We start from the raw sequence: 24,291 nt of genomic DNA, 5'->3' as shown, positions 1-24,291 counted from the left end.
CTTCCGTGCGCCGCAACGACGCAGCGCTGCTCACTGCTGGTGCATCAGACGCCGACCGGCAGCTGATTGGTTTCCAGATAACGACGACAGAGACGCACGGAATGATCGGCCCACTGCGGCCCCAGACTGAGCGCCATCTCCGTTTCCGCGTGCGATCCCATCCACGCCGTCATCTGAATGCGGCGCTGGATCAACAGCGTCGGCACCAGCGCCATCTCTTCATCGCTGATGTGCGCCACTTTTTCGTAACCGAGGATCCAGTTATCCACCCATTCGGCGGCGCGCGGATGATGCTCCACGAAACTGATCGCTGCCGCCAGATCGTGCAGATACCAGCCGAGCCCGCAGTCATCGAAATCGATCACCCGCGTTTCGCCTTTGTGCAGCAGCAGATTGGTCAGACGCAGATCGGCGTGGATCAAACCATAACGATCCGCGCCTTTGCCAAAGCCTTGCAGCTCCTGTCCCACGCGCGCCACCGCGGCAGCGACGATGCCATGATCGGCCGGATTGAGATTCGGCGCGTCCTGCCAGCGCCCCCAATGGCTGCGATCGCTGACCATGGTGTGATGATCCCAGATAATGCGCTGGAAACCGGCCGGTTTCTGCCAGCTACGGCTGTGCTGGTGCAGGCGCGCAGTGATGTGACCGAGCTGCTGAAAGGCTTTGGGATCGACATCCGTGGTTGGCATCTCGCCCTCGATCCAGTGGAACAGCACCGCGTAGCGCTCGGCGCCGTTGGCCATCGCTAACGTCAACACGGTTTCGCCATCGCTGGCCGCAATCGCCTGCGGCACCATGATGCCGATATCGCGCAGCGCATCCAGCCACAGCAGTTCGCTTTGAATGTCTGCTTTGCTGTGATAGTTGGGGCGATGCAAACGCAGCGCATAACGCTTGCCCGCCGCCTGCAACAGAAAAGTGGCATTTTCCGAGCGGCACAGCAGCTTCAGGTCGCCACGCAGCGCGGCGGGATAAGCGGCCAGCGCCTGATGCGCCAGCCGGGTGATTTCAGCATCGGTTAAGCTATCGGATTGTTCGGCACTCATTCATCAGTCTCCAGCATCAAGCAGGTGTTATCAGCATGGGATGACGTCGTCCTGACTGCTTGACCGCAGACCAGTCAAAGTTGACCGCAGCGTGCATCTGGCACTTTTCTTGCTGGCGAGTTGACCGTGGAGGACAAAACTCACTGCGCCCGCGTCAAGTTTTCCCGCGTACGGCAGCGGCATTATCACTTCACTGTAGCGCAAAGATAAAAAAGCGCGGTGAAGCTGCCGCACCAACAACGACGACGGGGAGAAGATGATGACGAATAAGCTCAAACCCACGCTGGGCACCCTGCATTTGTGGGGCATCGCGGTTGGACTGGTGATTTCCGGTGAGTATTTCGGTTGGAGTTACGGCTGGGGCGTGGCGGGCACGCTGGGATTTCTGATTACCACCGCGATGATCGCCACCCTGTATACCTGCTTCATTTTCAGCTTTACCGAACTGACCACGGCGATTCCGCATGCGGGCGGCCCGTTTGCTTATAGCCGCCGCGCGTTCGGCGAAACTGGTGGGTTGATTGCCGGCCTGGCGACGCTGATTGAGTTCGTGTTCGCGCCGCCCGCCATCGCCATGGCGATTGGCGCTTACCTTAACGTGCAATATCCCGACCTCAATCCGAAAACGGCGGCGGTAGGTGCTTATATCGTCTTTATGACCTTGAACATTCTTGGCGTAAAGCTGGCAGCGATGTTTGAACTGGTGGTCACCGTGCTGGCGGTGCTCGAGCTGCTGGTGTTTATGGGCGTGGTGTCGCCGGGCTTCAGCCTTGCCAACTTTGCCGCTAATGGCTGGGCGGGTAGCGATAGCTTCGGTATGCCAGCGATGTCGGGCATTTTTGCCGCCATTCCGTTCGCCATCTGGTTCTTCCTGGCGATTGAAGGCGCTGCGATGGCGGCCGAAGAAGCCAAAGATCCGAAGCGCACCATTCCCAAGGCCTATATCACCGGCATTATCACGCTGGTGGTGCTGGCGATTGGCGTGATGCTGCTGGCCGGTGGTGCAGGCGACTGGCGCAAGCTGTCGGATATCAACGATCCGCTGCCGCAGGCGATGAAGATGATTGTTGGTGAGAACTCCAACTGGATGCACATGCTGGTGTGGATCGGTTTGTTTGGTCTGATTGCCAGCTTCCACGGCATTATTCTTGGCTATTCACGCCAGTTCTTCGCCCTCGCCCGCGCCGGTTATCTGCCACAAAGTCTGGCGAAACTGTCACGCTTCCAGACGCCGCACCGCGCGATTATCGCCGGTGGTTTAATTGGTATCGCCGCGATTTACAGCGATGGCTTCATCAATTTGCAGGGCATGACCTTGACCGCCGCGATGATCACCATGGCGGTGTTCGGCGCGATTGTGATGTATCTGATGAGCATGCTGAGCCTGTTTAAACTGCGCCGCACCGCTCCGGAGATGGAACGCAGCTTCCGCGCGCCGGGCTATCCGATTGTGCCGGGTATTGCGCTGGTGCTGTCGCTGGTGTGTCTGGTGGCAATGCTGTGGTTTAACCCGGTAATTGGCGGATTGTTTGTGGCGATTATGGCGGTGGGGTATGTCTACTTCCTGGCAACTAAATCACAGCGCGACAACGCGCCGCGGGATTCGATGTTAGTAGGTGAGTGAGTGTGTGCTGGCTGTCCCCCATCCCGGCCTTCCCCCGCAAGCGGGGGAAGGAGACGCTGCCATATGCAGCTTCATAACTCACATATAGCAGCATCTTCCTCCCCCATTTATGGGGGAGGACCGAGGTGGGGGGCAACCAGCACGGTACGAAGAGGGGGACAGCCAGCACACACCGAATCCTAACCCTTCACCGGCCACAGCCATGCGGCCCCGCGCACACCGCTTGAATCACCGTGCACCGCCTTCAACACCGGCGTTTCACACTCACGGCCAAACACCCACTGTTTCATCAGCGCCGGCACGGTTTGATACAGCCGATCGTTATTGCTCATCCCGCCGCCCAGCACAATCACATCCGGATCAAGCAAATTCACCACCTGCGCCAGCGATTTCGCCAGACGCATTTCGTAGCGATTCATCGCCAGTTCCGCCACGGGGTCCTGCTGCTCAATCAGCTTGATGATTTCGGCGCCTTTCAATGCCTTACCGCTCAAACGCTGATAATCGATGGCAAAACCGGTGCCCGAAACAAATGTCTCGATACAGCCCTGCAACCCGCAATAACATGGCACTTCCGCGCGGTGACGCAATTCATCTTCGTCCATCCACGGCAGCGGATTATGGCCCCATTCGCCGGCGTTACCGTTACCGCCGATGCGTGACTCGCCGCCAATCGCCACGCCCGCGCCTGAACCGGTGCCGATGATCACTGCAAACACCAGCGGCTGGCCCGCGCCTGCACCATCCACCGCTTCGGAAACCGCCAGACAATTCGCGTCATTGGCGATGCGCACGTCACGATTCAGCGCCTGCGCCAAATCCTTATCCAGCGGCTGTCCGTTCAGCCAGGTAGAGTTAGCATTTTTCACCCGCTGCGTATAAGGCGAAAGGGTGCCGGGAATGCCAATGCCCACCGTGCCCTGCTGTCCGGTCTTCTCCTCCGCCAGCAACACCAAATCGACAATCGCCTGAACCGTGGCAGCGTAGTCATCACGCGGCGTATTGACGCGGTGACGGAACAACTCTTGTCCCTGATCGGACAAGGCAATCACTTCAATTTTAGTGCCGCCTAAATCAATCCCAATACGCACGATTTATTCCTCATTATTCGTTCTGGTGACAAATACAGTAGAAGGCTGAATCGGGAAAGGCAATGAAACGAATCCGATGTTTCGCTATCATGCGCGCTGACTTTGAGACTTGTGCGCCCGATCGCACCCACGGTAAGGAATCCCGATGTTGTGGTTTAAAAATATGATGGTTTATCGTCTGAATCGTGACATCCCGCTGTCCGCAGACGATTTGGAAAAGCAGCTCGATGCCTTCACCTTTTCACCGTGCGGCAGCCAGGATATGGCGAAAACCGGTTGGGTATCACCGATGGGCAACCGCAGCGAAGCGCTGACGCATGAGATTAACGGTCAGATCGTAATCTGTGCGCGTACCGAACAAAAGATCCTGCCATCGCCGGTGGTGAAACAGGCGCTGGAAGCCAAAATCGACAAGCTGGAGGCGGAACAGAGCCGCAAGCTGAAGAAGACTGAGAAAGACTCGCTGAAAGATGAAGTGCTGCATAGCCTGCTGCCGCGCGCATTTAGCCGCTTCAGCCAGACCTTTATGTGGATCGACACCGTCAACAATCTGATCATCGTTGACTGCGCCAGCGCCAAAAAAGCCGAAGATACGCTGGCGCTGCTGCGTAAAAGCCTCGGTTCATTGCCGGTGGTACCGCTGACGCTGGAGAATCCGATCGAGCTGACGCTGACCGAATGGGTGCGTTCCGGTGAATTGCCGGCCGGTTTTGCCTTGATGGATGAAGCCGAGCTGAAAGCGATGCTGGAAGATGGCGGCGTGATCCGCTGCAAGAAACAGGATCTGATCTCCGATGAAATCGCCACGCATATTGAAGCCGGTAAAGTGGTCACCAAGCTGGCGCTCGACTGGCAGGAGCGCATTCAGTTTGTCATTGCCGACGATGCTTCGGTGAAACGCCTGAAGTTTAGCGACACGCTGCGTGAGCAGAATGATGACATCGATCGCGACGATTTCGCTCAACGTTTCGATGCTGATTTCATTCTGATGAGCAGCGAACTGGCCGCGCTGATCGCTAACCTGGTAGAAGCGTTAGGCGGCGAAGCGAAGCGTTAAAACGGTGCATAATTAAAGCAAAAAACCTGCAATCCAAAACAGAATCGCAGGTTTAAAACCATCTAGCGCACAGAATTTTACCCTAAATAATTCGCGTTGCAGGAAGGCGGCAAGGGTGAGAATCCCCAGGAGCTTACTAAAGTAAGTGACTGAGGTGAGCACACGCAGCCAACGCATCTGCAGCGCGAAGTATGACGGGTAAATCAGAGGTAGCGGCACAGATAAGAAGAAGGCTCGGCTACCTGCAGATGGAATTCGCTCTGGCCCGGAACGCTGAAGACGGAACCGGCTTCGTACCATTTCCACTCGGTTTCGCCCGGCAGCAGCACTTTCAGTGCGCCGCTGACTACCGTCATCTCTTCCGGCTGAGCGGTACCGAAGGTATATTCACCTTCCGCCATCACGCCAACGCTGGCACGGCCAATGGTCACGCTGTCGAAACCAATGGATTTCACTTTTCCGTCGAAATACTCACTCGTATTGAGCATATTACTTCCTCACAGCACATTATCGTGACTGGCAGATTACTAAGGAACTCGCTGATCTGTCACGCGAAATAGCGCCACCGATCGTAAGTTGTGATCTATCCGCCTTAGACGATCAACTCTGCCGCCAGCTTAGCCACCAGCACGTTCGACAGCAGTACCGGAATGCCCAACATTTTTTGCAGGAAATCCCGATGCTTCTGGTGATAACCAATGCAATCCAGCACCACCACATCCGCGCCCTGCTCCTGCAACGACAACCCGGCTTCCACCAAATCGGCCTGCTCGGCCAGATACGGGCTGGCCACGGCAAAGCACGGTGGGCTCGTCAGGTTGCGCCACTTGTTGGCCTGCTCGGCAATCTGCTCTTCGACCGGCACCACGATGCCGACTTTATGCTCTTGCACAATCGCGCGCACCAGCGGCGGGATGATGCGATCTGGCTCCAGCAATAAAGCGGATTGCGTTTTCAGCGTGCCGAACTCGCCGGTGCACAGCAGCAGAATGGTGTCGTAGCCCTGCTGTTCCAGCGCGGTGATTTTACGCTGCAGTCCCTGCTCCACTTTTGGTCCCGACAGACGCACCTGCTCGCCGCTGGTCATGCGCGAGACCAGCACTTTATCGCCCGGCGCGGGCGCATACTGCTGCTCGACCTCGGCCAGCGTCAGGCCGTCGAGTAGCCCGGCATGTGCTATCTGATCGGCGGGCAGATGTTCCTGCAGCAGCGGCAAGATGTCGCTGCGCGGTGATTGACCAATGGTAAGTGTGACCAGGGAGGTATTCATCATCAGGCTTTCCGGTTACGCAAGTGGCTGAGACTACCATACAAAGATAGCAGCACAGCGTACTCTTGCGCGTCATAGAACTGGCAGGTTTCGCGTCCGAACTCTTTCGCCACTTCCACCGCAAACTTCACCGCAGCGGCAATATCCACTTCGTGGCTGGCGCCGGTACCACAGCCCGGCACCACCGATTCCGCGCAGATCGCCACGCCCACGACCGGCACATCGGTGGCGGTGGAGGGCTGCAGAATGCTATTGAGGTGATAAACCCCGTTGCCGTAGGGCGTGATGTCCTGCGTGGTAATCGGGAACGTGACCGCCGGTTTGCCGCTGGTCATCTCCATGATGCGCAGTAAATCTTCCGACACGCGCAGGATGTAGCCCTCTTTCACCGTAGGCGACAGCGCGTAGCCTTTGTGATTAAGGATGCGGTTACCTTTGGTGGTGTCGATCGACAGAATCGCATCAACGCCAGCGATCACCTCATTGTCATTCATGGTGATGTCGTCGCACGGCGAATCCATGAAATCGACCGGTTCGTGCGGACGAGTGGGCGCATCCGGGCAGATGTGGGTGGTGATGATCACGTCGCCCGCCAGCACATCGCCTTTGGTTTGCATCTGCGCCAGCTTCAGCGCACTGCTGACTGCCGCCACGGCACCATCCGCGTCAGACACCATACCAATCCGCGTTGGCCGCGCACCGATGCCGCCAAGACGACCAATAATACCCAGCGTTGGCGCATTGCCGCCGTTGCGCTTGCCCTGCGCGCCGGGAATATCGATGCGGACGAAATCAGTACGCCCTTTTGGCCCACTGACGCGGGTAGTGCTGGCGCTAACGCCCGGATAAGCAGCGAACAAATCCACCACCTGTTGACCATCAATGTAGGCGCTATCGAGTAACTCAAAGACCTGCAGTGTCTGCTGTAAACTCATAATGAATTCCCTGGATTATTTCTTAGTGCTACTGGCAAAGAGTGAATGGAAGAAACTGTAGAGCGCGTCGCCGGCGATAAATCCAGCGGCCATCACCTCCATCGGTGAACGTCCACGCTCGCCCCACACACGCAAAATGATGATTCGCAGCGCGATACCGATCATCACCGCCCAACCGGCAGCGGCGTTATTGATGAGCAAACCGGTCGCCAGCAGCACGCCGAGCTGACGTTTGGGTCCGCCGATTAACTGGATGATGGCGCCCGGAATTGCCCACATCAGCAGGTTACCGGCGATACCCGGCTCCGCCCCGGCCTGAATGGTTTTCGCGTAAACACGCGCCACCGGCGGCAACAGATTTTCGGCAAAGAAAATAGTATGCGCATACCACACCACCGGAATACAGATGACAAAGGCGATCATGGCGGCGATCAGCTGGATGCGGCGGCCCCACAGCTCCTGCTGCATATCTGCGCCGTTACCGCGCAGGATAAAGCCGGCTTTCAGGTCATAGCCCATGTCGGCAAATGCCGGGCCAGTTGCGGCGGTGAAACCACACAGCAGGCACAACGCCAGCGGCGGGAAGCCGAGCAGAATGCCGAGAATCAGCGTAATCAGTGCCACCGCAAAGGCCGGGAACCAGCCGGAGTGCATGGCGGCGATGCCGACAATCAGTTCATGTACAAAGGCAGCAAAGGCGGCGTAAACAATAAACAACACCAGCATCGGCAGGCCCATCTGGCTCCACAAGCCACCTGCCAGCGCCAGCAGCGTGGAGATCACGATATAACCCACGGTGCCAAAGCCGAGCGAGCGCTTCACTTCGCTATCGCTGCGGCTGACGTTGATCTGGTCATTACGGCGACTGCGAATCACCTGCACCACCTGAATCAGCGCGACTAAACCGGCACCGACCATCACGCCGTGCGGAATATAAAGGGCGTTGATATCAATACCAGCAACCGGTTGCGCATACGCACGCAGCAGAAAACCGATACCCAGCATACTCAGCGCCCAGATATTGCCGATAAACGCGGTACCAAACGCCGACATCGGAATCTTCAGCATCGAACCGACAATTCCGCCGACAATCCCCACCACCAGCAGCCACGCCTGACGACCGCCTTTATCCCCGGCTTTAATCGCTTCCGCTGCCGCCACGCCCGGCGGCCACGCATTGCTGGCGGGGAACACGCGCGTATCGAACAGACGATAGAGCAGATAAGCATCAAGCAGCATCGCCGCGCTGACGCCAACAAACAGCGGCAGCACCAGCTGCGGTTCACCCAGCGCCCACGGCACCGCAATCGGCATCAGCAGGCTGTTGGCGGCGCCAAAGGTGGCAGAAGAGATAGCGGTTTGCGCGAGGTTTTGTACTTCAATCGAACGATAGCGACGAAACCATTGCAGTGGAATGCGCGCCAGCAGCATGGCAAACAGCGCGCCGATAATAGAGGTATTGGGTGTCACCCCAATGGTGGTAATAAGCTGTACCCCAATAATGGCGCCTGCAACGGATAGCAAAACCAGCATTAAGGCAACGCCAACACTTTTTATTGGATTATTTTGACGCATGAGATCCCCGTATTTTCACCCTGTAGAAACGCCTTAAAATGCAATGCCCGACACGCGGGACATCCACATATTTATTTAATCGTTCCCTGATTATTGAAATAAGCAGGTCCGAAGACCTGCTATTTCCCTGGTGTGGCGCGAAGTATTACGCCTTAAAATCGTTAAGAGGGTTTCCCTGATTGATTCAGGGTTACGCGCCGTACTTTTCCGCCATTAGGGCGGCGGTGGCACGTAGTTCGCTGAGCAGTGCTTCCGGGTAACCGGGCGCCGCTTCTTGCGATAAAAACGAGAGACAAAGCGCGGCACTTTCACCGCGATGTTTATTGGTCACGGCGACCGCCAGTGAGCTGATGCCCGGCAGCGTCTCATTGCGCGCCATTGCCCAGCCCTGCTGTCGAATCACGGCTAACTCTTTGCACAAATCATCCAGCGTTAGCGGTGAGTTCAGCGAAGCCGCCTGCCAGTTACTGGCAAAACGATCGCGAACCTCTTCATCGCTTAACTGCGCTAACAGCACGCGTCCGGTCGAAGTGCCGGTTAATGAAACGCGTGTGCCCGGCGGCGTAACGAGCTGGGTGAAGAAGCGACCGTGATACATCCGCATCACCAGCACATCGTCACCGTCCAGCACCGAGATGTAGCCCATGCAACCGCTGCTGGCCGCCAGACGCGCCATCGGCGCCGAGGCGCTATCAACCAACGGCGTCGAGAGATAGTGACCAGCAACCGACAGCAGCACGCGGCCAATCTGGAAGCAGCGGCTCTCGGCATCACGCTCAAGTAAGCCTTCACTTTCCATCGTCGCTAACAGGCGCGATACGGTGCTTTTCGGCAACCCCAACGCATCCACCACCTCGGTAAACGTTAAGCCCGGATGGCCCTGCGCCACGCCAAAGCGCTGGAACAGCTTCAGTACGGCAGAGGCATTTTCGAGTGTGGTCATGGCGCCTGTTTCACTATGTGGAACTGAGTTCCTTTATCAAGACCCCGAAAGTAAAACGCGTGGCTTTATGCGTCAAGCGCAAATTTTTAGCCGGACAATACTTATGGAATTTAAGGCAGGAGAAAATACGGCAGAAAAACAGAATTGAATGACGTTATCAGGCGAGAAAGATATTTAGCAGGAAGGGATAGAGCTTATTGGGTAATGCGCAATATTTGGTTGAGTTTCTTTATCCTGAATAGTTCAAGCTGCAGGAAGGCGGCAAATGTGTAAATCCCCAGGCGCTTACTTTAGTCAGTGACTGGGGAGAACACATCAAGCCAACGTATCTACAGCTTGAAATATGACGGATAACGTTAATCTTTTTCGGCATCCTCGTAGCGCTCTTTAGCATCCTGCGCTTCGGCCTGAGATTTATGTTCACTAATTAATGTATCGGGTTTGGGATGGTCGGCACGTAATTCATACCAGGTCACGGTTTGATCTGACGAGCCTTTTTCAACAGTGACGATGCGCGCTTCACGCGGATAGGGTGGTTTCGTTGGCATAATTTTCCCTCTTCTCTCAGTTGTCCACGGGCAGCCGTGATCCTCTGCCTACCGTGAAGTATAGACAACGGAGGATCGCTGCAAAAAAAGAGAGAAAAATCTGACGGTTTAGCTGGCGCGCGCCAGTGACAGCGACTGCAAAATTTGCTCAACCACGCGCTCGGGTGATTGCATCGCATTCACTTCATGGTGCGCGGTTTGACGATACAGATGCGCGCGCTCGCGCAGGATATCGCCCATCTCTTCGGCAATCGGACGGCCGGTTAACGTCGGACGCTGCGCCGCTTCCGGCTGGTGTTCGAGACGTTGCGCTAAGACGTCCGATGGCGCATTGAGCCAAATCACCTGACCATGTTCACGCATAAAGCGACAGTTGGCTTCGGCCAACACCATGCCGCCGCCGGTGGCAATGACCGTATTTGGCGCGGTAACCGCACGCAGCGATTCGGTCTCACGGGCGCGAAAGCTCTCCCACCCTTCAGATGCCACAATCTCGGCCACGCTTCGCTGGGTGGAGAGTTGCAGATGGTGATCGGTATCGTTGAAGGCATAGCCCAGCGCTTGCGACAGCGCCTGGCCCACCGTGGTTTTACCGCAACCGCGTGCGCCGATCAGATAGATGGGTAATGACATCCAGGCTCATCCTCCGCCGTAATGTGCCGCACGGGCAACGTCATCAGGTCAATAATGCGTCGCATAATACCTGGATTTTATTTTATCAGCCACCCGCGAGGCACGATTTACGCGTATTTCAGTCACATCCTGGGCTATTCGCTTGATTAACCAGCGGAAAACAATGCATGAATCGTGCATCGCCGAAAATGTAAGAGCGGGCAACATTTCCTTACCAGGCCGCTGATTTACTTTCCTGGGTCGCGCCCTCATATATTGAGCCATACCGTAAATGGAGGTTTCCCATGCAAAACGAAGAACAACAATTGATTGAAAGCCTGTTCAGCCGACTGAAACAGGCTGAAAGCCAAAGCGGCCCGCGTGATGCAGGCGCAGAGCAGTTGATCAAACAGCATTTACAGAATCAGCCTGGCGCGCTTTACTACATGTCGCAGGCGATCCTGATTCAGGAAGCGGCGCTGAAAAAGCTCAATGCACAGGTCCCGGATCTGGAAAATCGTCTGGCGCAGGCGCAACAGCAACAGGCGCCACAGCAGAGCAGCGGCGGTTTTCTTTCAAGCCTGTTGGGGGGCGGTTCGCGTCCAGCAGCCTCTCAGCAACCCCCAGCCTGGGGCACGCCACCGCCGCAGCCTCAGCAGCAGTATGCGCCCCCGCCACAGCAGCAATACGGTGCAGCGCCGGCGCGCGGCACCGGCTTCCTCGGCGGCGCATTGCAAACGGCAGTTGGCGTGGCGGGGGGCGTGGGGATGGCGGATATGCTGACCAGCATGTTCCACCATTCGCAACCGGAAGAGATCGTTAACATCATTAACGAACCGGCGCTGCCGCAGGTCGATAACAGCCTCGATACCTTCAACGGCAACGACAGTAACAACGCGTTTCTCAATGATAATTCGGGTTGGGATAACAACCTGGCGGATAACAATGATTTCGGCGATTTTAGCAGCGGTGGCGACTTTGACGACGATGACAGCTTCGTCTGATTAGCGCTGGCGTAACCACTTATCCAGTTCATTAGCAAACAGTTGGCGGTCGCGTTGGCTCAACGTCGACGGACCGCCACTCTGAATCCCGCTGGCACGCATCGTTTCCATAAAGTCACGCATGGTTAAGCGCTGACGGATGGTATCCGGCGAATAGCGTTCACCGCGCGGATTCAACGCCGCAGCGCCTTTCTCCAGCACTTCCGCTGCCAGCGGAATATCGCCGGTAATCACCAGCTCACCAGGCTGCACGCGTTTCACAATCTCATTATCGGCCACGTCAAAACCGGCAGCCACCTGCAGCGTTTTCAGCCACGGCGAAGGCGGCACGCGCAGCGGCTGGTTAGCGACAAACGTCACGGTGACTTTGGTGCGCTCCGCAGCGCGGTACAACACCTCTTTGATGACATTGGGACAGGCATCCGCATCAACCCAAATCGACATGATGACTCCTTTTTCGCAGACAATGAGGCTGATCTTGCCGTGCTGCGGCAGAATGGCAACTGTTTTTGCGGTCTGCCTGCCTTGTTATTAATCCTCGCTGACGTAAGCTTACCCCCACAGAAAATGAACCACTTAGAGGATAAAGCGATGCTGGAGAAAAAAATCGGGTTTGTCGGCTGCGGCAATATGGCGAAAGCTATCATCAGCGGACTGGTGAACAGCGGGCAGATCGCCCCGGCCAATATCCTGGTATTTGACCGCAAACCGGCCACCAATCAGGCGATGGCGCAACAGTACGGCATCACCGCCGCAGAGAGCGTTGAAAGCCTGGCGCGTGAAGTCGATATCCTGTTTGGCGCGGTGAAACCCAATGTGATTCTCAAAGTGCTGAAAGATCTTGCCGGTCAACTGAAAAAAGATGTGCTGGTGGTATCGATTGCGGCGGGTGTGACGCTCGATTCATTGGCTTCTGTTTTAGGCCACGATCGCAAAATCATTCGCGTGATGCCCAATACGCCGTCGCTGGTGAATGAAGGCATGACGTCTGTGACGCCTAACGTGCTGGTGGAAGCGCATGAAGTGGATGAAGTGGTCGCCATTTTCGAGAGCTTCGGCAAAGCGGCGGTGGTGAATGAATATCTGATTCACGCGGTAGTTGGCGTAAGCGGTTCGGCACCGGCGTATGTGTTTATGTTTATTGAAGCGATGGCGGATGCCGCGGTGCTCGGCGGCATGCCGCGTGCACAGGCGTATCAGTTCGCGGCGCAGGCGGTAAAAGGCTCAGCGCAGATGGTGCTAGAAACCGGCGAGCATCCGGGCGTGCTGAAAGATCGGGTGTGTTCGCCAGGCGGCACCACCATTGAAGCGGTAAAAGTGCTGGAAGAGAAAGGCTTCCGCGCCGCAGTGATTAACGCGATGCAGGCTTGCATGGCGAAGTCAGAGGCGTTGAGTAAGCAGTGATTGGAGCGGTTTGCCCCTCACCCTAACCCTCTCCCGCCTGCGGGAGAGGGAACCGATCGAGCATGTTGCAGCATCTATCTCTCCTGCCAGCGGGAGAGGAAATAGTGAGCTCGGGCGGCCCCTTCTCCCGCTGGCGGGAGAAGGGTGAGGGGCAGCGCGAACTTTAACCCTGATACGCCTCATACAGCGCAATCCCCTGCGCCAGCGTCATCGGGTGCTGCATCTCGTGCACCAGCGCTGCCGTCAACGTATACAGCCCGGCAGAACACACCGCCGCAATCATCCCTTCGCGGCAATAGAAAGCGATAAAGCGCTTATCCTGCAGCGATCCCAGCAGGCGATAATCATCCCACTCCTCCGCATGCCCCAAATACTCATAACGGGTACCGTAGTGCGCGGTCCAGAAGAATGGCACGCGGTCATACAATATCTGTTTACCCAACATATTCAGTGCCGCGATACGCCCCTGCTGATGTGCCACGCGATAGTGCTCAATACGTTGCGGGCCACGCACCGAAGGGTAGCTGGCGATATCACCGGCCACCCAAATGTTATCCGCCACGCGTAGCTGACTGTCCGTCAGTAAGCTGCCATCCTCTTCGAGCGGCAGGTCGTGAATGAATTGGGTTGCGGGCACCACGCCGGTACCGAACAGCACCAGGCTGGCCTCTACCGTCTTGCCACTTTTCAGGCGCACAGCGCTGACTTTGCCCTCGCCTTCCAGCGCCACTGGATCGCCCTCAACAAATTTCACCCCGTTGCTGCGGTGCAGATCGTAAAAGTGACGGCCAATCTCTTCGCCAAACTGTTTGGCAAACGGCAGCGGATGACGCGCAATCACCGTGACCTCAACATCACGATTACGTAGCGATCCGGCCATCTCCATGCCAATAAAGCTGTTGCCGATAATCACCAGCTGTTCGGTTTTATCCACCTCTTTCAGCAGTTCATCGGCCTGATTGAGAGAGCGCAGCAGATGCACGCCGTCCAGATCCTTGCCTGCAATGTCCAGCGATTGCGGCACGCCGCCGCTGGCAATCAGCAGTTGATCGAACTTCACCTGCTGACCGCCCTTAAGGATCAGCGTTTGCTCCAGCGCTTTCAGCTGCTCCACATCCCCCTGAATGCGCTGTACCGCGCCCAGGACATCCTGCTTGAGGAGTTTCGGCACCTCTTCAATTGCCATTTTGCCGGACGGCACAAACTTGCTTAGCGCCGTGCGATCGTAAGGTGCCTCTGATTCACGCTCGACCAACACAATCTGCCCGCTAAAACCTTCATCACGCAGCGTCCAGATCGCCGCGCTGCCCGCCGCGCCCGAACCTAAAATCACGCACACTGGCGAAGTTCCCTGAGCGGATGGTGCACTGGCGGGCGCCATCGCCTGCGGATTGACCAGCACTTTGCCCTGTTCAACCCGCACTGGATAACGTTTTAAATTGGCTAATGCCAGCGGCTCACACATCTGGCCATCCTGCAGCTGAAACACCGCTTTGTGCCACGGACAGATTAGCTTGTCACCACATACCGCGCCCTGCTCTAACGGCGCACCGGCATGCGGGCATTTGGCCTGAAATGCCTGCACGCGCTCATCGTCACGAATCAACACCACATCGGTGTCGCCAACGGTAAATTTGGTGGGTTTGCGCTGCGCCAGCGACTTGAGTTCCACGACGGTTTGATAGCTCACGATAGGCCTCCTTTCTTCTGGTTTTTGATGTAGACAGCAAATCCCTACAAAGAGTAAGCCTGGCAAAGCGTGGTGATTTGTCCGCAATAACAAAGCGCAGCGGTAGTTAACTGGTTGTTAAATAGTAAAAGATAATCTGCGATTGTCAGGCCGCTGCGTCATGTCGCCACACGCACTCGCCCTGTTTTACACAGCCGCGCAGCTGCACGCTGCCATCCGTTTGCGGTGCCAGCAGCAGCAGATCGGCGGGCGCTCCGGCAGCCAAACCCTGCTGCTGCGGCAGAGCGAGTTGGCACGCTGGTCGTATCGATGCCATCTCAATGGCTTGCGCCAGCGGAACCAACTTCTCGCGCAGCAGGAAGTTGACCCCGTCCAGTAGCCCACGCGCTGAACCCGCCAGCAACTGCGGCGCATCCGCCAGACTCAAACGACCGCTGGCGCTAAGCTGCACGCGGCCACCGATGGCAGTGTGATAAATGCCCGGTGGCTGCCCAGCGAAGGACGTCACGTCACTGACCAGCAGCGCCTGCTCGCCTTTGGCGCGCAAAAACACTTTCAGCACGTCCGGCGGCAGATGGTCGCCATCTGCAATCAGCGTGGCCGTCAGCGCATCTTCAGCCAGCTGCTGCCAGATGTAATTTGGATGCCGCGGCAGCTGCAGATGCGCGCCGTTGCCGAGATGGGTGGAAAGCGTAGCGCCGGCAGTTACCGCTGCGCGAATCTGCTCAGAGGTTGCCGCAGTATGACCAATCGCAACGCGCACCTGCTGCGCCACGCAATGCCGGATCAGCGCGTCGCTTTGCGGCCACTCCGGCGACAGCGTTAACAGCCGGATGCGCCGCTGCGCCGCCTGCTGCCAGCTATCGAACAGCGCGATATCCGGCGCGCGAATCGCCTCGCGCGGGTGCGCACCACGCGGTCCATCTTCTGGCGACAGAAACGGCCCTTCCAGATGAAAACCCGGCACCGCATGCGCCACCTCAGGATGCTGCTGGCAAGCGCTGGCCAGCCGCTGCATCGCGTGCGTAATCTCTAGCGGACTGGCAGTGATTACCGTCGGCAAATAGCTGGTCACGCCCTGCTGCCACAGCGCGCGCGTGGCGTGCAGTACATCCTGCTCACTAAAAGGAAAGTGGTTGAAATCGACGCCCTGAAAACCGTTGACCTGCAGGTCGACAAAACCCGGCGCGAGGATAATATCGTCATCGAGTGCGCTCAGCGCGCGCACCTCAGCAATGCTACCGTGCTGAATCTCCAGCTCGATGGGTTGCAACGTGCGGTAATCACGGCCGCGCAAAATGGTGTTAGTCAAATGTCACCTCCGGGCAGGCAGCGCTATCGGTATACAGCGTGCAGTGCGGATGCTGGCGCAGCCGGGTTGCCGGACAAGCCGTGGAGATAGCGTCATTGAGCGTTGCCTGCACCGCCGCACGTTTGCTGGCGCCCGGCACCATGCAGAACAGGCGCGCCCCACTCATCAAGGCCGGAATGGTCAGCGTCACCGCATGCGTCGGCACCGCTGCGAAGGTGGCAAAACAGCCATCGTTGACCTGCTGCTGGCGGCATGCATCATCCAGTTGCACCACCTTAACGCTGTAAGGATCGCTGAAGTCTGCCACCGGCGGATCGTTAAAGGCTAAGTGGCCGTTCTCGCCAATCCCCAGACACACCACATCAATCGGCGCGGCGTTAAGCTGTTGACTGTACGCAGAACAGATTGCCGCCGGATCGCCGCTGGAGGGAATCAGATGGACTTCGCCCGGCTGCACCACATCAAACAGGTGCTGACGCAGAAACTGGCTGAAACGCTGCGGCGCAGCGGGATCAAGTCCGATGTATTCATCCATGTGGAAGGCGTGAATGCGTGACCAGTCGATGTCCGGCGCCACAGCCAGCGCGGCAAGAAACTCGTTTTGCGACGGCGCAGCGGCAAACACCATACGCACCAGCGGTTGTGCACTCAGCCGCTGGCGCAGATACATCGCCACGTCCTGGGCTGCCTCAGCGCCTAGCGCAGCGCGACTGGCGAAGCGTTTGACCTCCAAACGCTCTTTTTTTCCCTGTTGTAATAGCGTCATGTTATCCCTCCTGAGAAACATTGGTTTTCTGCGGCCAGCGTTTATCGGCGGTCGCATCCTGATCCTGATTCAGGGCGTTCAGCAGCTGATCCACTTCCGGGCGAACCGGCGCACGGCGCAGCCAACCCATGGCGATAAACAGCACCAGCGATGACATCACCGGCGCAGCGACCACCGTTGCGGTGCTGACATCGGTAAAGATAAATTTCACGCAGAAGAAGGTGCCAACCCCCACCGCCCAACTCACCAGCGCGGCGGCGCTACCGCTGCGACGAAAGGCCGGTAGCAGCCCGAGCAGCATCGGGATTGATATCGGACCGACCAGACCACCAAACCAGACGATCAGCAGTGACAGCACGCCGCCGAAATGGCTGGCGTTCATGGCAATCACCAGCGTGGTGATAATGAACAGAAAGGCGGTGAGTCGCGCCACCAGCAGCGAACTTTTACCGCGCTGAAAGCGCCTCGGCAGCATGCCCGGCAGAATATCGCGCGTGACGACGGCGGTAATGGCGTTGGCATCAGAGGAGGTCATCGATAGCGTATGCGTGAACATCGCCACCAGCACCAGCCCTACTAAGCCATTCGGCAGCAGTTCCATCGCCATCATCGAATAAGAGCGCGACGGATCGCTCAGGCCAGGAAACAGCAGCGGCGCGGCCCACATCGGCCAGAACAGAATTAACGGCCAGATAAGATAGAGAGCCGAGGAGAGCAGCGCCGCCTTGCGGGCATCGCGGCCGGCGGGCGCAGCAATAAAGCGCTGTGCCAGATTCCAGGTACCGCCGTTGTAGCTCAGGGTATAGATGACGAAATAGGCGAGCACAAAGCCGAGGGTATAGGGTTCCTGAATGATCTGCGTATGGGTTGGCGGCAGCCGCTGCCAAATGGTGAACAGCTCGCCAAAACCGCCAAGATGCATCGCCACCGCCACCACCATTACAATGGCGGCGACAAACTGCACCACAAACTGACCGAAATCGTTGCAGGCATCGGCCCACAAGCCGCCCATCACGGTGTAAAACAAGCTGAGCACCCCGGAAACACAAATACCTATCAGCGGATCGAGCCCGGTGAAGACGTTGATAATCACCGCAATCGCCGCCCACTTCGCGCCGACATCGAAGGTTTTCAGCAGCACCCCGCTCCACGCCAGCACCATCTGCGTTGGCAGGTTATAGCGCGTGGCGAGATATTCCATCGGCGATTCGATGTTCATATAAATGCGCAGTCGCGCCCAGCGCGGGGCAAAGAGACGCGAGCCAATCAGCACGGCGATGGCTATCGGAAAGGCCCACCAGAAATAGATGGTGATGCCCATGTTGTAAGCTACCGCCGCGTAAGCCACAAATACCGCAGCGCTGTAGCCCGACATGTGATGCGACACGCCCGACAACCACCACGGCATTTTGCCGCCGGCGGCAAAGAAATCGCGCGTGCTGCCCACCTTGCGCATCGCCCACAGGGTAATAGCCACAATCATCAGCGCGTACAGCGCCATCACAGCATAATCAAGCACATTCATAGCAGACTCCACAGGTAAAGGCTGCCCAACGAACGGTCTGGCTTCGCAGGGATTGAGCGGGTTTGACCGAATTAGTCATTATTTAGGACTAATGCATCCTGCCAGCGTTGTGGCGGCGTTTTTGTGATGAACATCCTGATATGAGTTTTTCCTCTGACGTGATAAGTAAACCTGAATATATCCATGCTGCGGTTAACTGCAATAAGAAAGGGTTCATGATAAACATGAACCCTTAATATATTTCAGCTGCCGTTATCTAAAGGCATCGCACACTTTAGCCAATAATTAAATCAGCTCTTTTTCAGACATGAACTCATAAAGGTTTTACGCGCATCGCCAGTGAGCTTTTTATCGCCCGCATCAGCATTACAGGTTTTCATCTTCATTTGTTGCGGCGTCATATTGCCCATTTTGCTGTCTTTTTTCAGACAGTCACTCATAAAGCTTTTACGCGCATCGCCTTTCAGATTTTGTGTACCGGCGCTTTGGTTACACGTGGTCATTTTTTCCTGCTGCGCGGTTTTCTCTGCCGCGCTCGCTCCGCCTGCAATCAGCAAGCCTGCTGTCATTATTGCCAAAAGACACGATTTCATTACCGGATTCTCCATAGCATTATTGCCCACTAAGCATGGCACGGAATAAGTCAATACGAGAAATCGATAACGACATTCGCCGGTAAAAACAGGCGAAAATCTTTATACCCGCGGATGGTCCAGCAGCTTCTCTACATAATTACGCAGCAGGGTGGTATCAGGCGTTTCAGCTGCAGGCGCCACGGGCGGCATCGCTAATTTAATACCGGTGGCAATTTCATGGAATTGTTCGGGGTTCAGTTTGCGCAGCATCGCGGTGACCACGATCTCTAACGCCTCTACCTGAACCACTAATTCTTTAGACTCTTCTTCTTTTTCAGCCAGCTTTAGAAGGAGTTCCGCAATCAGGTTTTTCATGCGACAAGCTCAATGAGAGAAGAAAAACAGACGTTAGCATTGAGCGGAATAAAACAACAACAATTATTCGGTATTTTGCGTAAAAAATAGATTAGCCGCAGCGCGAAAAAAGAGATGCAATATCAATATGTAACGGCGAAACGTTTCACTGGCGAGTCCTTTATTTATTGAAACGTTTCGCTGGCTAAATTAATTAACGCTGGCGCTCATTATTGCGGCCCCATAAAGCCACGTCCCGGCCCGCCACCGCCATGCCCATGACCGCCGCCCCAGCCGCCGCCCGGAGGTGGGAAAATGCAACCGCTCAGCGCGGTGACCAGTGCCGCAACTGCGGCGAATTTAATAATACGAACCATAATTACCTCGGAATGGTGAAATCGGGCTGAGTGTATGAGGCCGCACCGGGCGCGACAATACAGAATTCTCCGCAACCCGGCGCTATTCATCTCCGCTCACCACGCTTAACAATTTACTGGCACTAAAGCGGCTAAAACATCACAGAGGCGCCATCACGGCCTGCCACTCAGCGCGCAAAATCGCGGCAGATGGCTTTACAGCCGAGGCAATTTCACGCAATGTGAGCGCATTACAAAATATGAGATCTCATCATGACCTTATCTGCTGTGTCCCTCAGCGAAATTCTGGCGCGCCGTGACTGGGAAAATCCGGTGATCACCAGCCTAAACCGGCTGGATGCGCATCCCCCGTTTGCCAGTTGGCGCGATGAAACCCAGGCGCGTGACGATCGTCCTTCTCCCTCGCGGCTGATGCTGAATGGCCAATGGACATTTAGCTACTTCATCCAACCTGAAGCGGTGCCGCAAAGCTGGCTGCTGCAGGATCTGCCGGACGCGCAAACGTTGCCGGTGCCCGCTAACTGGCAGCTACACGGCTTCGACGCCCCCATTTATACCAATGTGCAATATCCGATTCCGGTGACACCGCCTTTTGTGCCGAAAGAAAATCCCACCGGATGTTATTCGCTCACATTCAAAGTGGATGATAACTGGCTGCAGCATGGCCAGACGCGCATTATCTTTGATGGCGTGAATTCAGCTTTCTTCCTGTGGTGCAACGGACAATGGATCGGCTATTCGCAGGACAGCCGCCTGCCCGCTGAATTTGACCTCAGCCGCGCGCTGCAGCCAGGTCAGAATCGCTTAGCGGTGATGGTGCTGCGCTGGAGCGATGGCAGCTATCTGGAAGATCAGGATATGTGGCGCATGAGCGGCATCTTCCGTGACGTCAGCCTGTTGCATAAACCAGCAACCCAGCTCGCCGATGTGCAGCTTGAAACCGCACTTAGCCCGGAATATCTGCGCGGTGACCTGCGTGTGAACGTCAGGATCCAGCCGGGCACACGTCAGCCTGCGCAGTGTCGATTACGCGTCAGTTTGTGGCTCGGTGAAAAATGCGTTGCTGAGCAGGAGCAGGCGCCGGGCAGCGACATCATTGATGAGCGCGGTCATTATCCCGAACGTGCGTTGCTGGTGCTGCCCATCACTCAGCCGCTGCTGTGGAGCGCCGAAACGCCGCATCTTTATCGCGCAGTGGTTGCCCTGCTGGATGAAAATGGCGCCTTGCTGGAAGCCGAAGCGTATGACGTTGGCTTCCGTCGCGTCAGCATTGAGAACGGCCAGCTTTGCCTGAACGGCAAACCGCTGCTGATTCGCGGCGTGAACCGCCACGAACATCATCCGGAAAATGGGCAGGTGGTGGATGAAGCCAGCATGCGGCGCGATATCGAACTGATGAAGCGCCACAACTTCAACGCGGTGCGCTGCGCCCACTATCCTAATCATCCGCTGTGGTATCGGCTGTGCGATGAGTACGGTTTGTACGTGGTGGATGAAGCCAATATTGAAACGCACGGCATGCAGCCGATGAACCGGCTCTCGAGCGATCCGCGTTGGTTCGCGGCCTACAGCGAGCGCGTGACGCGCATGGTGCAGCGCGATCGCAATCACGCCTGCATCATTATCTGGTCGCTGGGCAATGAATCCGGGCACGGTAGCACGCACGATGCGCTCTACCAGTGGGTGAAAAGCAGCGATCCTACACGTCCGGTGCAGTACGAAGGCGGCGGTGCGAATACCGCAGCCACCGATATCGTCTGTCCGATGTACGCACGCGTCGATCAGGATCAGCCCTTCCCGGCCGTGCCGAAGTGGTCACTGAAAAAATGGATTGGCCTGCCGGGCGAAACGCGCCCGCTGATTCTGTGTGAATATGCGCATGCGATGGGCAACAGCTTGGGTGGTTTCGCCAAATACTGGCAGGCTTTCCGTCAGTTCCCGCGCCTGCAAGGCGGCTTCGTCTGGGACTGGGTCGATCAAAGCCTGACGCGCTACGACGATAATGGCGAGCCATGGCAAGCCTACGGCGGCGATTTTGGCGACACGCCGAACGATCGCCAGTTCTGCATGAATGGCCTGGTGTTTGCCGATCGCTCACCACATCCGGCGCTGTTTGAAGCCCAACGCGCACAGCAATTCTTCCAGTTTCAGCGCGATAGCCAGGATGCCTGGCGCTTTACCGTCACCAGCGAATATCTGTTCCGCCGTAGCGATAATGAAGTGCTGCGCTGGTCGATTGAGCAAGATGGCGTCGCCCGCGCCAGCGGTGAATTGCCGCTCGATCTCGCGCCACAAGGTAGCCAGTCGTTTACGCTGCCAGTCAGTGAGAAGCTGCAGGGCAACGCCTGGCTGAACCTGGCGGTTTATCAGCTCAACGCCACGCCGTGGTCTGAGGCCGAGGCGCGCGTCGCCTGGGATCAGTGGCCGCTGCCCGCCGCGTTACCTGAGCGCGTAGCTGAAATTAGCACCACCGCGCCCGAGCTGATCGCTAATCACGATCTGGTCGCGGTGGTGCTGCCGCAGCAGCGCTGGCACTTCTCCCGCCGCAGCGGCGAGCTGGTGCAATGGTTTGTTGATGATGCCGAAACGCTGTTAACGCCGCTGCAGGAGTGCTTTATACGTGCGCCAATTGATAACGACATTGGTACCAGCGAAGCCGCCAACGTTGATCCCAATGCGTGGATCGAGCGCTGGAAACGCGCGGGATATGATCAGCTGGAAGCGGTGCTGGTGGATATGCAGGTCGATAGCCTGAAACACAGCGTGCTGATTGAAACCTGGCATCAGTGGCAGGCTAACGGGCAACTGATCTTCACCAGTCACAAACGTTATCAGATCGGCAGCAACGGGGAGTTGTCGGTAAGCGTGAGCGTGGAGCAGGCGCCCGGCTTGCCGCCACCGGCCCGCATCGGTCTACGTTGTCAGTGGGTGAAAGCACCACAGCAGGTGAGCTGGCTCGGCTTAGGCCCGCACGAGAACTATCCAGATCGCCAGCTAGCAGCGCAGTTCTCACGCTGGCAGTTGCCGCTGGCCGCGCTGAGCACCGCCTACGTATTCCCGGGTGAAAATGGCTTGCGCTGCGGCACGCGTCAGTTGCAGAGCGGTGACTTGCAGGTCAGCGGCGACTTCGCTTTCTCGCTCAGTCGTTACAGCCTTGAACAGCTGCGCGCAACCTCGCATCGCCACTTATTACAGGAAGAGGATGGCTGCTGGCTGCACCTCGACGGCTTCCATATGGGCGTCGGCGGTGACGACTCCTGGAGCCCGAGCGTCAGCCCGGAGTTTTTGCTTTCTCAGCAGCGCTGGCACTACGCGCTGAAGTTGCGTCAGTAGGTTTTTCCGCCGCATCACGCTGGCTCCGCGGTGGAGTCAGCGTGGTTTTCGGGCGGCGATAGAAGCGACGCAGCAACACCACGTTCACTAACACCACCATCGCCGTGGCGAAGAACACCCAGCGATATCCGGTGGCCGCTGATACCGCCGCGCCCAGCAGCGGCCCCGCAACATTTCCCAGGTACATAAACGATTGGTTATAGCCGAAAATGCGCCCGGTGATGTTATCGCGCGAATGACGCACCAGCAGCGTCTGCACCGCGGGCATCATGGCGCCATCGGCAAAACCGAGCAGGAAACGCAGCACGCCAAGTTGCGTGGCGCTGGTGACAAAGGACATCGCCACCAGCAGCACCAGCGAAACGATCATGGTGGCGATCAGAATACGTTGCGTACCAATGCGATCGCCGAGCTTGCCGAGCCGTGGCGCGGAGATCAGCGCCGACACGCCCGGCAGCGCGGCAATCACGCCACTGAGAAAGGCGATGTTTTGCGCATTCGGCGCCAGCTCGCGTACAAACAGCGTCAAAATCGGATTTACCGAGCCGTTGCACATCTGAATCACCATGGTGGTAACAAACAGGCACATCATCAGGCGCGGGTTATCGAGGCTACGAAACACCTCGCGCCCGCTCAGTTTGTCCTTCTTGCTCACCGGTGTATAACCGGTCTCTTTAATCAGGAATAGCGTGACGAGGAAGCTCACCATCAACAACACCGCGGTGACGATAAACACCATGCGCAAACCGAGCCAGTCAGCCAGCAACCCGCCAATCATCGGTCCAAGGATCACGCCACTGATTTGCCCGGTAGAGACGCAGCTCAGCGCCCAGCCGCTGCGCTCGCGCGGCACCTGCGCCGCCACCAGCGCCATCGCATTGGGGATATAGCCAGAAGTGAGTCCCATCAGCGCACGCAGTAGCAGCAGTTGCCACGCCTGCGTAACAAACGCCTGCAACAGAATCACCGCGCCCATGCCGAATGACGCGCGCAGCAGCATCAGCTTGCGCCCTTTGCGGTCGGCAAGGCTGCCCCATAATGGCGCCACGGCGGCAGAAACAATGAAGGTGACGCTGAAGGTGAGTCCTGACCATACGCTCAGCGCGTTACCGCCACGAATCCCGAGTTCTTCAACATACAGCGGCAGGAAGGGAATGATCTGACTGATGGCGAGGCCGGTGAAAAAGCAGCCAAACCAGACTGATATCAGATTAACTTTCCAGGACTCGATGGAGCGTAACATGGGC

23 protein-coding genes are annotated in these 24,291 nt (G+C 57.1%); 5 read left to right on the top strand and 18 right to left on the bottom strand.

Annotation, left to right across the window (positions count from 1 at the left end):
- Positions 1–44 precede the first annotated feature (44 nt).
- On the bottom strand, positions 45–1,049 hold the full coding sequence (locus tag AC790_RS02250) for a phosphotransferase enzyme family protein (protein ID WP_007887045.1): 1,005 nt from the start codon (positions 1,047–1,049) through the stop codon (positions 45–47).
- Between the two features lie 259 nt (positions 1,050–1,308).
- Between AC790_RS02250 and eat the strand changes: the two genes are divergently transcribed.
- Positions 1,309–2,673 carry an ethanolamine permease gene (gene eat / locus AC790_RS02245; RefSeq protein ID WP_049850797.1) on the top strand — a complete coding sequence of 455 codons (1,365 nt, stop codon included), beginning with the start codon at positions 1,309–1,311 and terminating at the stop codon, positions 2,671–2,673.
- A 179-nt stretch (positions 2,674–2,852) separates the two neighbouring features.
- Here eat and mak read toward each other — a convergent pair whose 3' ends face one another.
- The gene (gene mak / locus AC790_RS02240) at positions 2,853–3,764 is read right to left on the bottom strand and encodes a fructokinase (RefSeq protein WP_007887050.1); all 912 of its coding nucleotides are present in this window, start codon (positions 3,762–3,764) and stop codon (positions 2,853–2,855) included.
- A 145-nt stretch (positions 3,765–3,909) separates the two neighbouring features.
- Here mak and rdgC point away from each other — a divergent pair, with 145 nt between their 5' ends.
- Entirely contained in the window at positions 3,910–4,821 is a 912-nt protein-coding gene (rdgC, locus tag AC790_RS02235) for a recombination-associated protein RdgC (protein WP_049850796.1), read from the top strand.
- Between the two features lie 203 nt (positions 4,822–5,024).
- Here the strand turns inward: rdgC and ppnP are convergent, their stop codons facing one another.
- From ppnP to aroL, 7 genes are all read right to left on the bottom strand, one after another.
- Positions 5,025–5,309, bottom strand: coding sequence for a pyrimidine/purine nucleoside phosphorylase (gene ppnP / locus AC790_RS02230; protein ID WP_007887052.1), 285 nt, complete (start codon positions 5,307–5,309; stop codon positions 5,025–5,027).
- A gap of 104 nt (positions 5,310–5,413) precedes the next feature.
- On the bottom strand, positions 5,414–6,091 hold the full coding sequence (locus AC790_RS02225; protein WP_036620377.1) for an AroM family protein: 678 nt from the start codon (positions 6,089–6,091) through the stop codon (positions 5,414–5,416).
- A gap of 2 nt (positions 6,092–6,093) precedes the next feature.
- Positions 6,094–7,026 carry a DUF1177 domain-containing protein gene (locus AC790_RS02220; RefSeq protein ID WP_007887054.1) on the bottom strand — a complete coding sequence of 311 codons (933 nt, stop codon included), beginning with the start codon at positions 7,024–7,026 and terminating at the stop codon, positions 6,094–6,096.
- A 15-nt stretch (positions 7,027–7,041) separates the two neighbouring features.
- Entirely contained in the window at positions 7,042–8,601 is a 1,560-nt protein-coding gene (locus tag AC790_RS02215) for an OPT/YSL family transporter (protein WP_049850795.1), read from the bottom strand.
- A gap of 190 nt (positions 8,602–8,791) precedes the next feature.
- Positions 8,792–9,544 (bottom strand): IclR family transcriptional regulator, encoded by a 753-nt coding sequence (locus AC790_RS02210; RefSeq protein WP_049850794.1) that lies wholly within the window; start codon positions 9,542–9,544, stop codon positions 8,792–8,794.
- A 356-nt stretch (positions 9,545–9,900) separates the two neighbouring features.
- Complete coding sequence (locus AC790_RS02205; protein WP_007887060.1) at positions 9,901–10,092, bottom strand: YaiA family protein; 192 nt, start codon at positions 10,090–10,092, stop codon at positions 9,901–9,903.
- A gap of 108 nt (positions 10,093–10,200) precedes the next feature.
- A complete protein-coding gene (aroL, locus tag AC790_RS02200) occupies positions 10,201–10,725 on the bottom strand; it encodes a shikimate kinase AroL (RefSeq protein ID WP_049850793.1) in 525 nt (174 codons plus the stop codon).
- A 284-nt stretch (positions 10,726–11,009) separates the two neighbouring features.
- Between aroL and AC790_RS02195 the strand changes: the two genes are divergently transcribed.
- Positions 11,010–11,708 (top strand): DUF2076 domain-containing protein, encoded by a 699-nt coding sequence (locus AC790_RS02195; protein ID WP_049850792.1) that lies wholly within the window; start codon positions 11,010–11,012, stop codon positions 11,706–11,708.
- On the opposite strand, the gene AC790_RS02190 is transcribed toward AC790_RS02195, so the two are convergent.
- A complete protein-coding gene (locus tag AC790_RS02190; RefSeq protein ID WP_007887063.1) occupies positions 11,709–12,152 on the bottom strand; it encodes a YaiI/YqxD family protein in 444 nt (147 codons plus the stop codon).
- Between the two features lie 147 nt (positions 12,153–12,299).
- Between AC790_RS02190 and proC the strand changes: the two genes are divergently transcribed.
- Complete coding sequence (gene proC / locus AC790_RS02185; RefSeq protein ID WP_007887064.1) at positions 12,300–13,112, top strand: pyrroline-5-carboxylate reductase; 813 nt, start codon at positions 12,300–12,302, stop codon at positions 13,110–13,112.
- 163 nt (positions 13,113–13,275) lie between these two features.
- Here the strand turns inward: proC and AC790_RS02180 are convergent, their stop codons facing one another.
- The 7 genes from AC790_RS02180 to AC790_RS24955 all read right to left on the bottom strand — a co-directional run bounded on the left by AC790_RS02180 (position 13,276) and on the right by AC790_RS24955 (position 19,711).
- Positions 13,276–14,802, bottom strand: a complete 1,527-nt coding sequence (locus AC790_RS02180; RefSeq protein WP_049850791.1) for an FAD-dependent oxidoreductase — start codon at positions 14,800–14,802, stop codon at positions 13,276–13,278.
- A 145-nt stretch (positions 14,803–14,947) separates the two neighbouring features.
- Complete coding sequence (locus AC790_RS02175) at positions 14,948–16,114, bottom strand: N-acetylglucosamine-6-phosphate deacetylase (RefSeq protein WP_049850790.1); 1,167 nt, start codon at positions 16,112–16,114, stop codon at positions 14,948–14,950.
- Entirely contained in the window at positions 16,107–16,880 is a 774-nt protein-coding gene (locus AC790_RS02170; RefSeq protein ID WP_007887069.1) for a glucosamine-6-phosphate deaminase, read from the bottom strand. Before AC790_RS02170 ends, AC790_RS02175 begins: the two co-directional genes overlap by 8 nt.
- Before the next feature lies 1 nt (position 16,881).
- Positions 16,882–18,405, bottom strand: a complete 1,524-nt coding sequence (locus AC790_RS02165; RefSeq protein WP_049850789.1) for a sodium:solute symporter family protein — start codon at positions 18,403–18,405, stop codon at positions 16,882–16,884.
- A gap of 290 nt (positions 18,406–18,695) precedes the next feature.
- Positions 18,696–18,998 (bottom strand): PsiF family protein, encoded by a 303-nt coding sequence (locus AC790_RS02160; protein ID WP_007887071.1) that lies wholly within the window; start codon positions 18,996–18,998, stop codon positions 18,696–18,698.
- Positions 18,999–19,100: 102 nt separating this feature from the next.
- Positions 19,101–19,355, bottom strand: a complete 255-nt coding sequence (iraP, locus tag AC790_RS02155; protein WP_049850788.1) for an anti-adapter protein IraP — start codon at positions 19,353–19,355, stop codon at positions 19,101–19,103.
- 209 nt (positions 19,356–19,564) lie between these two features.
- Positions 19,565–19,711 (bottom strand): hypothetical protein, encoded by a 147-nt coding sequence (locus AC790_RS24955; RefSeq protein WP_162838734.1) that lies wholly within the window; start codon positions 19,709–19,711, stop codon positions 19,565–19,567.
- A gap of 252 nt (positions 19,712–19,963) precedes the next feature.
- Here AC790_RS24955 and AC790_RS02150 point away from each other — a divergent pair, with 252 nt between their 5' ends.
- Positions 19,964–23,044, top strand: a complete 3,081-nt coding sequence (locus tag AC790_RS02150; RefSeq protein ID WP_049850787.1) for a beta-galactosidase — start codon at positions 19,964–19,966, stop codon at positions 23,042–23,044.
- On the opposite strand, the gene AC790_RS02145 is transcribed toward AC790_RS02150, so the two are convergent.
- Positions 22,983–24,287, bottom strand: coding sequence for a multidrug efflux MFS transporter (locus tag AC790_RS02145; RefSeq protein ID WP_049850786.1), 1,305 nt, complete (start codon positions 24,285–24,287; stop codon positions 22,983–22,985). The two genes, AC790_RS02150 and AC790_RS02145, sit on opposite strands and share 62 nt — an antisense overlap.
- Between the last annotated feature and the right edge of the window lie 4 nt (positions 24,288–24,291).

It is taken from the genome of Pantoea sp. RIT-PI-b, from assembly GCF_001187905.1.
Taxonomy (GTDB): Bacteria; Pseudomonadota; Gammaproteobacteria; order Enterobacterales; family Enterobacteriaceae; genus Pantoea; species Pantoea nemavictus.
This window is presented reverse-complemented; position numbering and strand designations above follow the sequence as displayed.